This window comes from Hasllibacter halocynthiae (genome assembly GCF_003003095.1).
GTDB classification, from domain to species: domain Bacteria; phylum Pseudomonadota; class Alphaproteobacteria; order Rhodobacterales; family Rhodobacteraceae; genus Hasllibacter; species Hasllibacter halocynthiae.
Map to the genome: position 1 here is coordinate 285,376 of NZ_PVTT01000002.1, position 14,609 is coordinate 299,984.

Sequence of the window (14,609 nt, forward strand, 5' to 3'; positions counted from 1 at the left end):
GGGGCTAGGACCGGGGCCCGAAGGGGTCAAGGTTCGCAGGGCGGCAGCGCGTCGGGCAGGGCGAGGTCCACCCGCACGAGCGCGTGGCGCGAGGGGTCGGCCGGGTCAGCGGGCCGTTCCAGCGCGGCCCCGGCGATCGGAAGGACGGCGGCCGGCAGCACGTAGTCGGTCCGCAGCCCGCCGGGGCCCGAGGGGCCGTCGAACAGGGCTGTGTCCAGCGCCGGATCGCCTTCGTGGCCGGGGTCCGAATGGCTCGGGGGCGCGGCGGGGCGCGGGTCCCGGAGGTCGGGCCGGTCCAGGAAGGCGCGCATCGCCCCGCCGATCCCGTCGCCGTCGGCGGGGTCGAGGTTGGTCACCGCGAGCACCGCGAAGGCCGGGCAGGCCCCTTCGACCAGCTCGGCGCCCAGCGCCAGTTCGGCGGCGTTGCGAAGGGGCGATGTCGGGCGGAAGGCGGGCGCGTCCGCGTGGAAGGCGACGAGCGTCAGCCGCCCCTCCGGCAGCACGAGGTCCGCCGAGACGTGCGCGGAGGAGGAGACGCGCCGCCCCTCCTCGCCCGGGGGGGCGGCGGCGCCCCATTCGCGGGCGGAGAGATCGGCGCGCGGCTCGAGCGGGTGCGCGGCGAGAAGGGCGAAGGCCCCCTGCCCTCGGAAGCGCCCCCAGCCATGGGCGTCCTCCGGCTCGCCCGGGCGTCCGTCGCCGTCGAGGTCGAGGCCGGAGGGAAGGCCCGCGTTGGTGGGAGGGTGCAGCGCGTGAGGCATGGGGTGCCCGGCCTCCGCGAGGCGGGCCTGGATCGCCGCGAGGGCGAGACCCTCGGCGTCGTGGTCGAGTCCCGCGAGCATCAGCGCGTCTGGCCGCGCGGCGACGATGCGGGCGATGATGGCGGCCACGGGCGCGCGCCCCTCGGCGGCGTCGCGCAGCAGAAGGCCCGGCCCCTCGCGCGAGAGCTCGGAGTGGAGGAGGGCGAGGCGCAGCCCGTCGGCGGCCGCCCCCTGCCCAGCCCCCTGCCCCGCCGCCAGCCCGAGCGCGACGAGCGCAGCCCTCCCCCTCAAGAGGAGACGAGGCCGTGCGCCCGTCCATCCCGCGCGGAGCCGCGCTGCGCCGCCATGCCGGCGAGGCGCATCATCGCGAGGCCCCGCATGACCATGGCCACGGGCGCCCACGACCAGAAGGCCACCACCCATACGAGGGTCTGCGGCGCCGCCATGGCGAGGCCGCCCCCCGCGGGAACCGAGAGGGCCGCCAGCATCGGCAGCAGGAAGGGCAGGCAGAGGCCGAGCACGACGCAGAACCGCCCGTCCCAGCGCAGCCGCTCCTGCAGGGCGCCGCGGGCCGGATCGAAGGTCGGCAGCAGCACCCAGAGGTTCGCGGGTGCGCGGTTCAGGGGCCAGGCGCCGCGGCGCACGATCATCGCGAAGGCGACCAGCACCGTGCCCGATATCAGGAAGGCCAGCCCGCACATGGTCGCGACCGCGTCCGCGTCCGAAGGGCCCGCGACGGCCCCGACCATCAGCCGCAGGGGCGAGCCGGGGAAGTCGAGGCCGAGGGCCACCACCTGCCCCATCGCCTGCAGGACGATGAGGAGCGCGGGGGACCCGGCCTCGGATTCGGGGCCAGCGATCAGCGCGGAGAGGCAGAAGGCGTTGAGGAAGAGCACGAGGAAGCGAAGCCGGTTGATGGGCGGCGCGTCGCGGAAGCCGATGAGGCCCGGCGCGGGGCCGGAGTACTCCGACAGGACGAAGATCCCCATGAAGAGGCCCAGGAGCAGGGCGACCTGGGCCTGCTCCGCCCCCACGTCAGGCAGCACCGCCGATGGCGTGACAGCCAGCAGGAGGACCAGGAAGGCCCGCGCCAGTGCGCCCAGGAATCGCGTCATGCGGTTGATGCCGCCCTCTCTTCCTTCTCCGCGCGGCCGGTCGCCCGGCCCCAGGGTTCCGCCAGGGCCCGCCGGGCGCGCCGCCGCCGTTCTGCCCCATTCATGGCCCCTCGGCGTGCCGGGGGGCCAGAGGCGCGCGATCCCGCGCCCCCTGCGGTGAGGCGATGGAGGCACATCTGGGCGAAAAGAAGGGACTTGCGGGGCGATGATGCGCGGGTCCGGGCCCGGACCCGCCGCCTAGACCCAAGGGCGGGCCTGCGCGGCCTCCTTCTCGAAGGCGTCGATCCGGTCCGCCTTCTCCAGCGTCAGGCCGATGTCGTCGAGCCCGTTCAGGAGGCAATGCCTGCGCCAGGGGTCGATCTCGAAGGGGATCGTGCCGCCGTCGGGGCCCTGGATGGTCTGCGCCTCGAGGTCGACCGTCAGGGTCGCGTTGGCCCCCCTCTCGGCGTCGTCCATCAGGAGGTCGACCTGATCCTGGGGAAGGGCGATGGGCAGGATGCCGTTCTTGAAGCAGTTGTTGTAGAAGATGTCCGCGAAGGAGGGCGCGATCACGCAGCGGATGCCGAAGTCTAGAAGCGCCCATGGCGCATGCTCGCGCGAGGAGCCGCAGCCGAAATTGTCCCCCGCGACGAGGATCTCGGCCTTCCTGTAGGCGGGCCTGTTCAGGACGAAGTCCGGGTTCTCGGCGCCGTCCTCGCGGTAGCGCATCTCGTCGAAGAGGCCGCGGCCGAGGCCGGTCCGCTCGATCGTCTTCAGGTACTGCTTGGGGATGATCATGTCGGTGTCGACGTTGACCAGCGGCAGGGGCGCGGCGATGCCGGCGAGGGTGGTGAACGGGGTCATGCGGGCTGCTCCTCGGGGATGCGGCGGATGATCGATTCGGCCCATGCGCGGGCCTCGGGGACGTCGGTGGCGTCGGCCACGAACTCCTGCCCGCGGGGCGCGGAGAGGAGGTGCCCCGCCTCGGCCCAGCGGGCGGGTTTCGCGTGGTACGTCAATCCGGTGCGGCGCATCCATCCCGGCACGCGCCAGCGGCTAGCGGGGCCGTCCGGGGCGGTGAGGCGCAGCGCCGCCGCCGCCGGGGCGCCCGCCGCGCCGGGTCCGAGATAGACCGCGTTGGAGGCGGGCCACTCGCAGAGGTCGCCGCGGGTGTGGGGATGGGGCCGCCCCTCGCCGATCAGGTCGGCGGGCGCGGGACGGCCGGGAAGGCGGAGCACCTCCTCGACCCGCAGCCAGCCGAAGACGCGGTGGGCCCGGTCCCGCCCCGTGCCGAAGAGGCCGAAGAAGAGGAAGATGTCGCCGGGCCCGACGCCCTGCCGCGCGAGGTGGGACTGGGCCGCCGCGACCTGGCCGAGGGCCGCGCGGCCCCCGTGGAAGGCGGGGTCGGGATGGCAGGGCAGGTCGCCCGTCAGGCGGCCCTTCGACAGGGCCTCGACCGGGGCGGGCAAATCGAGGTCGCGGTAGCGGACGGCGGACGGGAAGCGCCGGGGCGCGGGGATCGGCAGGGAGAGGCAGCGCCCGTCCAGGACCGGCGAGGCGCAGCCCCCGGCGGCGCCGTCGACGCCCTTGCGGGAAAGGACGATGCGCACGTTCAGGACCCCCTCGGGGCGGGGCGGCGGGGCCGGGCGGGGGCGCAGCCGTGCTCGCGCTCGATCCGGCGGGTCAGGTCGGCCTCGGTCCGGCGGGCGATGCGGGCGATCCGTGCGGCGTCCGGCTCGCCCCCCGAACCGAGCGCGGCGAGGAAGCGGCCGGTGATGTCCGCGCCCATGGCGGCGAAGCCCGCGTCGAGGTCGCGCGCGGCGGCCGCGGCACGGGCGGCGGCCTCGCCCCCGCCCGGGCCGGGGCGGCAGGCGAGGACGAGGTCCCGCCCCGAGCGCGGCAGCGCCACGTCGACGGCCGTGCGCCCGGACATGTCGATGCGCGGCATGTCCCCGCCACCGTCCCCGCCCGCCCCCGCGCATCCCGCGAGCGCGAGCAGGGCCGCCAGAGCGGCCGCGCGCGCCGGGCGGATCGGATCGGCGGAGGCTACGGTCACGGTTTCTACGCCTTCTCGCAATGGCTTGGTCCAGCGCGCGGTGGCTTAACGCACCCGAAAGGTTTGAGGGCGAGAATGGGGGCCATGATGCGAATCCTCGCCCATACCCTCGCCCGTCTGCGGCGACTACTCGGCCGGCTCGGGCGAGCGGGAGAGCTCGCGCACGTCCGTGAGGCGGCCGGTGACGGCGGCGGCGGCGGCCATGGCCGGCGACATCAGGTGGGTGCGCCCGCCGCGGCCCTGCCGCCCCTCGAAGTTGCGGTTCGACGTGGCGGCGCACCGCTCGCCCGGGGCGAGCTGGTCGGGGTTCATCGCCAGGCACATCGAGCAACCGGCGAGGCGCCACTCGAAGCCGGCGTCGCGGAACACGGCGGCCAGCCCCTCCTCCTCGGCCTGGGCGCGCACGAGGCCCGATCCGGGGACGACCATGGCGCGCAGCCCGTCCTTCACCCGGCGGCCGCGCAGGATCTCGGCGGCGGCGCGCAGGTCCTCGATCCGCCCGTTGGTGCACGAGCCGATGAACACCGTGTCGATGGCGATGTCCTTCAGCGGCGTGCCCGGCGTCAGCCCCATGTAGTCGAGGGAGCGCCTCGCGGCCCCTACCTTGCCGCCCTCGAACTGGTCGGGCGAGGGGACGGCGGCGTCGATGGGCAGCACGTCCTCGGGCGAGGTGCCCCAGGTGACGACGGGGGCGATGTCCTCGCCGCGGATGGTGACGACCTTGTCCCAGCGGGCGCCGGGGTCGGATTTGAGGGTCCGCCACCAGGCGACGGCGGCGTCCCACTGCGCGCCCTTCGGGGCGTGGGGGCGGCCCTTGCAGTATTCGAAGGTCTTCTCGTCCGGGGCGATGAGGCCGGCGCGCGCGCCGCCTTCGATCGCCATGTTGCAGACGGTCATGCGCCCTTCCATGGAGAGGGCCTCGATCGCCTCGCCGCAATACTCGATCACGTAGCCGGTGCCGCCTGCGGTGCCCGTGCGGCCGATCACCGTCAGGGTGACGTCCTTGGCCGTGACGCCGGGGCGCAGGCGCCCGGTGATCTCGACCTTCATGTTCCTCGACTTCTTCTGGATCAGCGTCTGGGTGGCCAGGACGTGCTCGACCTCGGAGGTGCCGATGCCGTGGGCGAGCGCCCCGAAGGCGCCGTGGGTGGCGGTGTGCGAATCGCCGCAGACCACGGTCATGCCCGGCAGCGTCCAGCCCTGCTCGGGCCCGACGATGTGCACGATGCCCTGCCGCACGTCCGTGACGGGGTAGTAGTGGACCCCGAACTCGCGCGCGTTGCGGTCGAGGGCGGCGAGCTGGGCGCGGCTGTCCTCGGGCACGCGGCCGGCGTCCTCGCGGCCGGGGGTGGTGGGCACGTTGTGGTCGGGCACGGCGATGGTTTGGTCCGGTCTTCTCACCGACCGGCCGGCCATGCGCAGGCCCTCGAAGGCCTGGGGGGACGTGACCTCGTGGACGAGGTGGCGGTCGATGTAGAGCAGGGCGGTGCCGTCCTCGGCCTCGTGGGCGAGGTGGGCGTCCCAGATCTTGTCGTAGAGCGTCTTCGGGGCGTTCGGGCCGGTCATGGGGTCGGGTCCCTTCGAGGGGTCGCGGATCGGGGCGTGGGTGGCGCGGCGCGGGGCCGCATGGCCGCCCTAGAGGAGCGAGCCGGCCGCGCGGGCGCGCCTCTCGAACCGTCCCGGAAGGCGGCGGCGGTCGGCGATGTCGAACACGCGCGTCATGGGGCCGGAGGGTTAAGCCCCGAAAGGCGGCGCGGCAAGGCCCGCCTTGTGGCGGATGCGCGCGTCATGGCACCCTGCCGGGATGGAGGAGCTGCCCCTCATCGAGGTCGAGACCGCGCGCGCCTGGTGGGACCTGGCGCGCGGGGGCGCGCTGGACCTGCTGATGCCGGGCTGGCGCCTCTGGCAGGTGCTGATCGTCCTCGCCCTCGGCGGGGCGGCCTGGCTGCTGGCCCGCGCGGCCGAGCCGCGCATCCGCGCCTTCGTGAAGGGGCGCGGCTGGAGCAAGCTGCGCCTGCGCCTGCTGGCGATCCTGGTGCGCCGGCTCTGGCTGATCTTCTTCGTGGCGCTCGCCTGGGCGACCTGGCTGGTCATGCGCGAGCTCACCTGGCCCTCGCGCTCCTACATGGTGGGGCTGGCGGCCGAGATCGCGACCGCGTGGCTGATCATCTCGCTCGCGGCGCGGCTGATCGTGAACAAGGCGCTGCGCCGCTGGGTGACGCTGGGCGCGGCGGCCTGGGTCACGGTCTACTACCTCGGGGTCGAGTCGCAGACGCGCGACGTGCTGGACGCCGTCGCGCTGGAGCTGGGCGAGTTCCGCATATCGCTGCTCGACCTGATCCTGGCGGCGACGATCATCGCGGTGCTGTTCTTCGCGGCGGCCTTCGTCTCGCGCTCGGTCGGGGACAGGGTGCGCCGGAACGAGGACATCTCGCCCTCAATGCAGGTGCTGACGGTCAAGCTGCTGCAGATCGTCCTCTATGCGGGGGCGTTCTTCTTCGGGCTGCGTGCCGTGGGCGTGGACCTGACCGGGCTGGCGGTCCTGTCGGGCGCGATCGGCGTGGGCCTGGGCTTCGGGCTGCAGAAGGTCGTGTCGAACCTGATCTCGGGCCTCATCATCCTGATGGACAAGTCCATCAAGCCGGGCGACGTGATCAGCCTGGGCGAGACGTTCGGGTGGATCAACTCGCTCGGGGCGCGCTACGTCTCGATCACGACGCGGGACGGCAAGGAGTTCCTGATCCCGAACGAGGACCTCATCACCAACCAGGTGGTGAACTGGTCGCATTCCAACGACTTTGTGCGCCTCGACATCCATTTCGGCTGCGCCTACGCGGACGATCCGCACCTCGTGCGCAAGACGGCGATCGAGGCGGCGATCGGCGTCTCGCGCGTGCTGCAGGACCGCCCGCCCGTCTGCCACATCGTCGGCTTCGGCGACAGCAGCGTCGACTACATCCTGCGCTTCTGGATCAGGGACCCCACGGGCGGGCTGACCAACATCCGGGGCAACGTCTTCCTCGCGCTGTGGGACGCGTTCCAGCGCGAGGGCATCTCGATCCCGTTCCCGCAGCGCGAGGTGAAGGTGCTGGAGGGGTCGCGCCTCGCGACGGTGGAGGACCGGCCCGCGCGGGCGGCGGAGTGACGCCGCACCCGTTGCGCGGCAGGCCGGGCGAGCCTAGATTCGACGCCATGCAAGCGCCGGGGCCGCCGGCGCCGATCAGAGGAGAGTCATCCTGCCTGCCGCACAAACCGCGCAGGGCGCCGAGGCCGCCCCGCAACCTTCCGTCGACGCGCTGCTCGGGCGCATCCTGACATCGCTGGACGAGGACAAGGCCGAGGACGTCGTCACCATCCCCCTCGCCGGCAAGTCCGAGATGGCCGACCACATGGTGATCGCCTCCGGCCGCTCGTCGCGCCAGGTCCAGTCCATCGCCGACAAGCTGGTGCAGCGCCTCAAGGACGAGTTCGGCCGCCTCGCCAAGGTCGAGGGCAAGTCCGGCGGCGACTGGGTGCTGATCGACACCGGCGACGTAGTGGTCCACGTCTTCCGCCCGGAGGTCCGGGCCTTCTACCAGATCGAGAAGATGTGGGCCGAGGGCCTCGAGGCGCCGGAGGTCCCCGGGGACGAGGCCGCGCCCGAGGGGTTCGACCCGGCCGCCGGGGGCTGACCTGCGCCTTCTGATCTGCGCGGTGGGCCGCCTGCGGCGCGGGCCCGAGCGCGAGCTCCTGGACGAGTACGCGGGCCGGATCGCGAAGGCCGGGCGCGCCCTCTCGCTGGGGCCGCTGGCCGTGGCGGAGGTCGAGGCCCCCGGCGGGCCGGGCCCGGAGGGCGGGCGGCTGGCCCGCGCCGTGCCGCCGGGCGCCGCGGTCGTGGCGCTGGACGAGCGGGGACGCGCGCTGACCTCGCCCGGGCTGGCGCGGTGGCTGGCGGGGCGCCGGGACGACGGGGCGCGGGACTGCGCCTTCCTCCTCGGCGGGGCGGACGGGCTGGACCCCGCGCTGCGGGAGCGGGCCGACCTCGTGCTGTCCTTCGGGCCGATGGTCTGGCCGCACATGCTGGCCCGCGCCATGCTGGCCGAGCAGCTCTACCGCGCGACCCAGATACTCGCCGGCACGCCCTACCATCGGGGCTGAGGACGCGCCCCCTCCCCTTTCGGGCGGAATCGTGGCGGGGTAGGAGCGGCGCCATGACCACCATGCTCTGCATCCTCGACGGCTGGGGCGTGACGGACCGGCGCGAGGGGAACGCGCCGCTTCTGGCGCGCACGCCCACCATGGACCGCCTGATGGCGACCTGCCCGCATTCCACACTCGTGACCTTCGGGCCGCCCGTCGGGCTGCCGGAGGGGCAGATGGGCAACTCGGAGGTGGGGCACACGAACATCGGCGCGGGCCGGACGGTGGCGATGGACCTGGGGCGGATCGACCTCGCGGTCGAGGACGGCACCTTCGCCCGCAACCCCCGCCTCACCGAGTTCGCCGAGCAGGTCGCCGGCCGCGGCGGCACCGCCCACCTGGTCGGGCTGGCCTCGGACGGGGGGGTGCACGGCACCACGGCCCATGCGGTGGCGGCGGCGCGCGCCCTGGCGGCGCGGGGGCTGCCGGTCGCGGTCCACGCGATCACGGACGGGCGCGACGTCGCCCCGACGAGCGCGCCGCGCCACCTCGCCGCGCTGGAGGAGGGGCTGCCGGACGGCGCGCGGGTCGCGACCGTCTCGGGGCGCTATTTCGCGATGGACCGCGACAACCGCTGGGACCGGGTCGAGAAGGCGTTCCGCGCCATGGTGCGCGCCGAGGGGCCGCGGGCGGCCGATGCCGGCGCCGCGATCCGTGCCGCGCACGAGGCCGGCCAGACGGACGAGTTCGTCGAGCCCGTCGTGCTGGAGGGCTACGGCGGCATGAAGGACGGTGACGGCGTCTTCATGCTGAACTTCCGCTCGGACCGGGCGCGCGAGATCATGGCGGCCATCGGCGATCCGGGCTTCGACGCGTTCGACGCGGGCCCGCGGCCGCGGCTCGTGCTGCTGGGGATGGTGCCCTATTCGGAGGGGCACGACCGCTACATGGCGACCGCCTTCCCGAAGGAGGAGATCGCGAACGGCCTCGGCGCCTGGGTGGCGTCGAAGGGGCTGCGGCAGTTCCGCCTCGCCGAGACGGAGAAGTATCCGCACGTCACCTTCTTCCTCAACGGCGGCAAGGAGGAGCCCGAGCCTGGCGAGGAACGGCTGATGCCCCCTTCTCCGGCCGTGGCGACCTACGACCTCGCGCCCGAGATGTCGGCGGAGGCGGTGACGGAAGCCCTGGTGGACGCGATCGTCCGGGGCGTCGACCTGATCGTGGTGAACTACGCCAACCCCGACATGGTGGGGCACACCGGCGACCTCGCGGCCGCGATCAGGGCCTGCGAGACGGTGGACGGGGGGCTGGGCCGGGCGCTGGCGGCGCTGGAGGAGGCCGGGGGCGCGGCGCTGATCATCGCCGACCACGGCAACTGCGAGACCATGATCGCCGAGGACGGCGGCCCGCACACCGCGCACACCACGAACCTCGTCCCGGCGATCCTCGTCGGCGGGCCGGAGGGCGCGGGGATGCGGGACGGGATCCTCGCCGACGTGGCGCCGACGGTGCTGGAGCTGATGGGGATCGAGCCGCCCGCCGAGATGACCGGCCGGAGCCTCATCGCGTGAGGCGGCCGCTGCTGCTGGCGACGCTGCTGGCCCTTCTGGCCTGCGGCGCGCGGGCCGGCCCCGCCGAGGACGCCGAGGCCGCGGCGGCCGCCCTTCTCGAGATGGCCGCCGGGCTGGAGATGGCCGAGGAGGCCGGCGACCGGATCGCCGCGCTGACCGAGCTGGTCCGCGCCTACGAGCGGGGGCTGTCGGCCTTCCGCGAGGGGCTGCGCGAATCGGCCGCGCGCGAGCGGGCGCTGGCCGTGCGCGCCGACCGGGACCGCGCGCGGATGGAGCGGGTGCTGGCCGCGCTGGCGCGCGTCGAGGCCACGCCCGAGCCCCTGCTGCTGCTGCACCCCGAAGGGCCGGAGGCGACCGTGCGCGCGGGGATGCTGCTTGGCGCCGCGGTGCCGGCGCTGCGCGCGGAGGCGGACGCGCTGGCGGCCGAGGCGCGGGAGGCCCGGCGGCTGCGCCGCCTGCGCGAGGGCGCGGCGGCCGTGCTGGAGGAGGGCCTGGCCGGCGCGCGCGCCGCGCGGGAGGCGCTGGCGACGGCGGTGGCCGACCGCACCGGGCCGCCCCCGCGCCTTCTGGACGACCCCGCGCGCCTCGCCGAGCTGGCCGGCGCGGTCGAGACCCTAGGCGCCTTCGCCGGGACGCTGGCCCCGGACCCGGACGCGCCGGCCGCCGCCGGCCCCCGCCCCCTGCCCGTCGCCGGCACGGTCCTGCGCGCGGCGGGCGAGCCCGACGCCGCCGGCGCGATCCGCCCCGGCGTAATCCTGGCGACCGCGCCCGGGGCCCTCGTCGAGGCGCCGGGACCCGCCACGGTGCGCTATGCCGGCCCCCTGACGGGCTACGAGAACGTGATCGTGCTGGAGCCCGCAGCCAATCGGCTGACGGTTCTCGCCGGCTTGGGAAGGGTGTATGTCCGGCCCGGACAGGTCGTGGCGGCGGGCGACGCGCTGGGCCTGATGGGCGGGCGGGCCGGCAGCCCGGCCGCCATGGTCGAGGACGCCGACCGCGGCGCGGGCGAGGAACGCAGCGAGACGCTCTATATCGAGACGCGCGTGGACGGGGCGCCGGCCGATCCGGCCGGCTGGTTCGCGCTTTGAAGGGGAAGACCCGCATGAGGAAATTCGCGTATGCAGTGCTGGGCGGCGTTCTGGCCGGCGGCGTGGTCGCCACCCAGGTGGCCGGCCCCCTCCTGGCGCAGGAGGCCGCGCGCGAGGCGACCATCTACGAACGGATGGACCTGTTCAGCGACATATTCGAGCGGATCCGCGCGGAATACGTCGACGAGGTCGACGAGGGCGAGCTGATCGAGGCGGCGATCGACGGGATGCTGACCTCGCTCGACCCGCATTCCTCGTTCCTGTCGACCGAGGACTTCGAGGAGATGCGCGAGCAGACCCGGGGCGAGTTCGGCGGCCTCGGGATCGAGGTCACCCAGGAGGAGGGCTTCGTGAAGGTGGTCTCGCCCATCGACGGGACGCCGGCCTTCGACGCCGGCATCCAGGCGGGCGACTTCATCACCCATGTCGACGGCGAGAGCGTCCTCGGCCTGACCCTCGACGAGGCGGTCGAGATGATGCGCGGCCCCGTCGGCAGCGAGATCGTGATCACCGTCGCCCGCGAGGAGACCGCCGAGCCCTTCGACGTCTCGATCATCCGCGACACGATCCGGCTTATCGCCGTGCGCTCGCAGGCCGAGGGGGACACGATCGTCCTGCGGATCAGCACCTTCAACGAGCAGACCTTCCCCGGCCTCCTCGAGGAGTTCGAGAGCCAGGTGGAGGCGCTGGGCGGCATCGAGAACGTCACGGGCATCGTCCTTGACCTTCGGAACAACCCCGGCGGCCTGCTGAACCAAGCGGTCGAGGTGTCGGACGCCTTCCTCGACGCCGGCGAGATCGTCTCGACCCGCGGGCGCGACCCCGAGGACGCCGACCGCTACAACGCCGAGGCCGGCGACATCGCCGAGGGGCTGCCCATCGTGGTGCTCATCAACGGCGGCTCGGCCTCGGCCTCGGAGATCGTCGCCGGCGCGCTGCAGGACCACCAGCGCGCCATCGTCGTGGGCGAGGGCTCGTTCGGCAAGGGCAGCGTGCAGACCGTCATGCCGCTTCGGGGGCAGTCCGCGATGCGGCTGACCACGGCGCGCTACTACACGCCCTCGGGCCGCTCGATCCAGGCGCTGGGCATCTCGCCCGACATCGTCGTCGAGCAGCCCCGCGTCGACCCCGCCGCCATCGAGGAGGAGGTCGAGGAGGACGAGCGGGAGGAGGAGGAGCGCCGCCGCCGCACGGAGGCCGACCTGCGCGGATCGCTGGCCTCCGAGCTGTCGGAGGAGGAGCGCCAGCAGATCGAGTTCGAGCGCGAGCTGGCCGAGGCGGCCGCCGAGCTGCGCGAGGAGGACTACCAGCTGGCCTACGCGGTCGACATCCTGAAGGGGCTGGCGGCCCTGCAGCCATGACGGAGCGGGGGGCGTGACGCCCGAGGCGGCCGCCGCCCTGCCCTACCGGCCCTGCGTCGGCGTGGTGCTGACGCGCGGCGACGGCCGGGTCTGGGCGGGCGAGCGGATCGACTGGCCGGGCGCCTGGCAGATGCCGCAGGGCGGGATCGATCCGGGCGAGGAGCCGCGCGCCGCCGCCCTTCGCGAGCTGGAGGAGGAGACGGGCGTGCCCGCCCGGCTGGCGCGCGTCGAGGCGCAGACGGCCGGATGGATCCCCTACGACCTGCCGCCGGAGATCGTGCCCCACCGCTGGGGCGGACGGTTCCGCGGGCAGGAGCAGAAATGGCTGCGCTTGCGCTTCCTCGGCGGGGACGATGACGTGGACATCTCGGGCACGGGGCACGCGGCGGAGTTCTCGCGCTGGCGGTGGATGACGCCGCCGGAGGTGCTGGACGCGATCGTGCCCTTCAAGCGCGAGGTCTATCGGCGGGTCTTCGCGGAGCTGATGCCGGGGGCGCCCGGCGTCATCGCATGACGCGCGGGGACGCCGCATGATGCGGGGCATGAGACGCACGCCCCCCCTCGGCCCCGCCCTCGCCTTCGCCCTCGCGGCGACCTCCGCGGGCCCCGCGGCCGCGCTGTCCTGCCTCGCGCCCGATCCCGCGCGCGCCTTCCTCGCCGCGCAGGAGGCGCCCGAGCGCTTCGTGGTGGTGCTGGGGGAGCTGTCGCTGGAGGCGCCGCTGGGGCGCGTCGTCTCGGCCGACCCTTCGCCCGGGGCGCGATCGGCGCCGGGCCGGGTGCGGGGCGAGGCGCTGGCGGCGGACGGGCGCTTCGCCTCGGCCTTCGACGCGCCGGTCACGGTGACGGCGACCTGCGCGGGCCCCTGGTGCGGCGGCGCCGCCGAGGGGCGGCAGGTGCTGTTCCTGGAGGTCGCCGAGGAGGGGGGCTACCTCCTCCTGGCGGAGCCCTGCGGGGGCCGGGCCTTCGACGCGGCGCCCGAGGTCGTCGGGACGATCTCGGCCTGCATGGCGGGCGCGGGCTGCCGGCCGGGCGGCTACTGACGCAGCGCGTCCAGCACCGCCGGGGAGGCGTAGCCGTCGGGCACCCTTCCTTCCGCGAGCTGCCAGTCGCGCACCGCGCCCACCGTCAGCGGGCCGATGCGCCCGTCCACCCCGCCCGGATCGAAGCCCCGCTCCGTCAGGCGGCGCTGCAGCTCGCGCCGCTCGTCGCCCGTGAGCGCGCGGTCCGCACGCGGCCAGCCGCCGGCGAAGGCGGGCCCGCCGCGCAGCCGGTCGGCGAGGTGGCCGACGCCGATCACGTAGGCGTCGGCGGTGTTGTAGGCCTCGAGCGCGGCGAAGTTTGGCCAGATCATGAAGGCGGCCCCCTGATGCCCCGCGGGCAAGAGGATGGTGGCCGGGCCGTGGTCCGGGATCGGGGCGCCGTCCGCCGCCCGCACGCCCATCGCCTGCCATTCGGCGGGCGCGCGGGGGTTGTCGCGGCGGGCCTCGGTGAAGTCGAAGCCCTCGGGAAGCGTCACCTCGACCCCCCAGGGCTGGCCGGTCGTCCAGCCGTGCGCGGCCAAGTAGCGCGCGGTGGAGGCGAGCGCGTCGGCCGGATCGTCCCCCCAGACGTCGCGCCGCCCGTCGCCGTCCGCGTCCACGGCGTATCGCAGGAAGCTGGTCGGCATGAACTGCGTGTGCCCCATCGCCCCCGCCCAGGAGCCGCGCATCCCCCCCGGGGCGACCTCGCCCGCCTGCAGGATGCGCAGGGCGGCGAGGAGCTGGTCCTCGAAGAAGGCGCTGCGCCGGGGGTCGGCGGCGAGGATGGCGAGCGAGGCGATGGTCGAGTCGGTGCCCCTGAAGCCGCCATAGGCCGATTCGAGCCCCCAGATAGCCGCGACGACGTGCCGGTCGACGCCGTGCTCGGCCTCCGCGGCGGCGAGGGCGCCGGCGTGCCGCTCCATCGCCGCGCGCCCGTTCGCGATCCGGGCGTCCGAGACGGCGGTGTCGAGATAGTCCCAGATGGTCTTGGTGAACTCGGTCTGGTTGCGATCGCGGGTGATGATCCGCGGATCGAAGGGGACGTCCGAGAGGGCTGCGTCGAAGGTCGCGGGCTCGATCCCCGCGGCCAGGGCGCGGGGGCGGAAGGCCGCGATCCACGCATCGAGCGCGGGCTGCCCGCCGTTCGAGAGGTCCGCGGGCCCGGCGGGGGGCACCGCGGCGGGAGCGGGCCGCGCGGGCGCCGTGCCGGTGTCGCGGGCGGGCGCGGCGGTGGCGATCGTGGCGACCCCGGCGCTTGCGGGGGCGGCCCCCTCCCCCGGGCGGGGCGGGGCCGCGGGGGGTGCGTCCGAACCGGCGGGCTGCTGCGCGCGGGCGACCGCGTCCCGCACCGCCGCCGAAAGCGGGGCGGGGGGCGCGGGTTCGGAGGCCGGCGCAGGGGCCGGCCGGGCGGGCGGGCGGACCGAGGCGTCGATCTCGGCCAGGGCGGGCGCGGCGGCGAGGATCAGGACGAGGGGGAGGCGCATGGGACGTGGCCTGTCGTTTCGGGTTCGAGGACGACGTCTAGGCGCGCGGGCGCCCCGGC

General features: G+C 74.9%; 15 protein-coding genes. 8 read left to right on the forward strand and 7 right to left on the reverse strand.

What is annotated here, in order from left to right:
- Nucleotides 1–26: 26 nt before the first annotated feature.
- The 6 genes from BCF33_RS08345 to leuC all read right to left on the reverse strand — a co-directional run bounded on the left by BCF33_RS08345 (nt 27) and on the right by leuC (nt 5,474).
- Nucleotides 27–1,049: an endonuclease/exonuclease/phosphatase family protein gene (locus tag BCF33_RS08345; RefSeq protein WP_106160499.1), complete on the reverse strand. Its 1,023-nt coding sequence runs from the start codon at nt 1,047–1,049 to the stop codon at nt 27–29.
- Nucleotides 1,046–1,873: a hypothetical protein gene (locus BCF33_RS08350; RefSeq protein ID WP_106160500.1), complete on the reverse strand. Its 828-nt coding sequence runs from the start codon at nt 1,871–1,873 to the stop codon at nt 1,046–1,048. Before BCF33_RS08350 ends, BCF33_RS08345 begins: the two co-directional genes overlap by 4 nt.
- 237 nt (nt 1,874–2,110) lie before the next feature.
- Complete coding sequence (gene leuD / locus BCF33_RS08355) at nt 2,111–2,716, reverse strand: 3-isopropylmalate dehydratase small subunit (protein WP_106160501.1); 606 nt, start codon at nt 2,714–2,716, stop codon at nt 2,111–2,113.
- Entirely contained in the window at nt 2,713–3,462 is a 750-nt protein-coding gene (locus BCF33_RS08360; RefSeq protein ID WP_106160502.1) for an Nmad3 family putative nucleotide modification protein, read from the reverse strand. Before BCF33_RS08360 ends, leuD begins: the two co-directional genes overlap by 4 nt.
- 2 nt (nt 3,463–3,464) lie before the next feature.
- A complete protein-coding gene (locus BCF33_RS08365) occupies nt 3,465–3,908 on the reverse strand; it encodes a hypothetical protein (protein WP_106160503.1) in 444 nt (147 codons plus the stop codon).
- 126 nt (nt 3,909–4,034) lie between these two features.
- Nucleotides 4,035–5,474, reverse strand: coding sequence for a 3-isopropylmalate dehydratase large subunit (gene leuC, locus BCF33_RS08370; RefSeq protein WP_106160504.1), 1,440 nt, complete (start codon nt 5,472–5,474; stop codon nt 4,035–4,037).
- A gap of 238 nt (nt 5,475–5,712) precedes the next feature.
- Here leuC and BCF33_RS08375 point away from each other — a divergent pair, with 238 nt between their 5' ends.
- The 8 genes from BCF33_RS08375 (at nt 5,713) to BCF33_RS08410 (ending at nt 13,087) form a co-directional block, all read left to right on the forward strand.
- Nucleotides 5,713–7,053, forward strand: a complete 1,341-nt coding sequence (locus BCF33_RS08375) for a mechanosensitive ion channel family protein (RefSeq protein ID WP_106160505.1) — start codon at nt 5,713–5,715, stop codon at nt 7,051–7,053.
- A 91-nt stretch (nt 7,054–7,144) separates the two neighbouring features.
- Nucleotides 7,145–7,579 (forward strand): ribosome silencing factor, encoded by a 435-nt coding sequence (gene rsfS / locus BCF33_RS08380; protein ID WP_106160506.1) that lies wholly within the window; start codon nt 7,145–7,147, stop codon nt 7,577–7,579.
- Nucleotide 7,580: 1 nt separating this feature from the next.
- The gene (gene rlmH, locus BCF33_RS08385; protein ID WP_106160507.1) at nt 7,581–8,045 is read left to right on the forward strand and encodes a 23S rRNA (pseudouridine(1915)-N(3))-methyltransferase RlmH; all 465 of its coding nucleotides are present in this window, start codon (nt 7,581–7,583) and stop codon (nt 8,043–8,045) included.
- Between the two features lie 53 nt (nt 8,046–8,098).
- Nucleotides 8,099–9,598, forward strand: a complete 1,500-nt coding sequence (gpmI, locus tag BCF33_RS08390) for a 2,3-bisphosphoglycerate-independent phosphoglycerate mutase (protein WP_106160508.1) — start codon at nt 8,099–8,101, stop codon at nt 9,596–9,598.
- Nucleotides 9,595–10,686: a murein hydrolase activator EnvC family protein gene (locus tag BCF33_RS08395; RefSeq protein WP_106160509.1), complete on the forward strand. Its 1,092-nt coding sequence runs from the start codon at nt 9,595–9,597 to the stop codon at nt 10,684–10,686. The genes gpmI and BCF33_RS08395 overlap by 4 nt, the downstream gene beginning before the upstream one ends.
- 14 nt (nt 10,687–10,700) lie before the next feature.
- A complete protein-coding gene (locus BCF33_RS08400) occupies nt 10,701–12,047 on the forward strand; it encodes a S41 family peptidase (protein ID WP_106160510.1) in 1,347 nt (448 codons plus the stop codon).
- A gap of 13 nt (nt 12,048–12,060) precedes the next feature.
- Nucleotides 12,061–12,561, forward strand: coding sequence for an RNA pyrophosphohydrolase (locus BCF33_RS08405; protein ID WP_106160511.1), 501 nt, complete (start codon nt 12,061–12,063; stop codon nt 12,559–12,561).
- A 28-nt stretch (nt 12,562–12,589) separates the two neighbouring features.
- Nucleotides 12,590–13,087 (forward strand): hypothetical protein, encoded by a 498-nt coding sequence (locus BCF33_RS08410; protein WP_146132803.1) that lies wholly within the window; start codon nt 12,590–12,592, stop codon nt 13,085–13,087.
- Here BCF33_RS08410 and BCF33_RS08415 read toward each other — a convergent pair.
- Complete coding sequence (locus tag BCF33_RS08415) at nt 13,081–14,550, reverse strand: lytic murein transglycosylase (RefSeq protein WP_106160513.1); 1,470 nt, start codon at nt 14,548–14,550, stop codon at nt 13,081–13,083. The genes BCF33_RS08410 and BCF33_RS08415 overlap by 7 nt on opposite strands.
- Between the last annotated feature and the right edge of the window lie 59 nt (nt 14,551–14,609).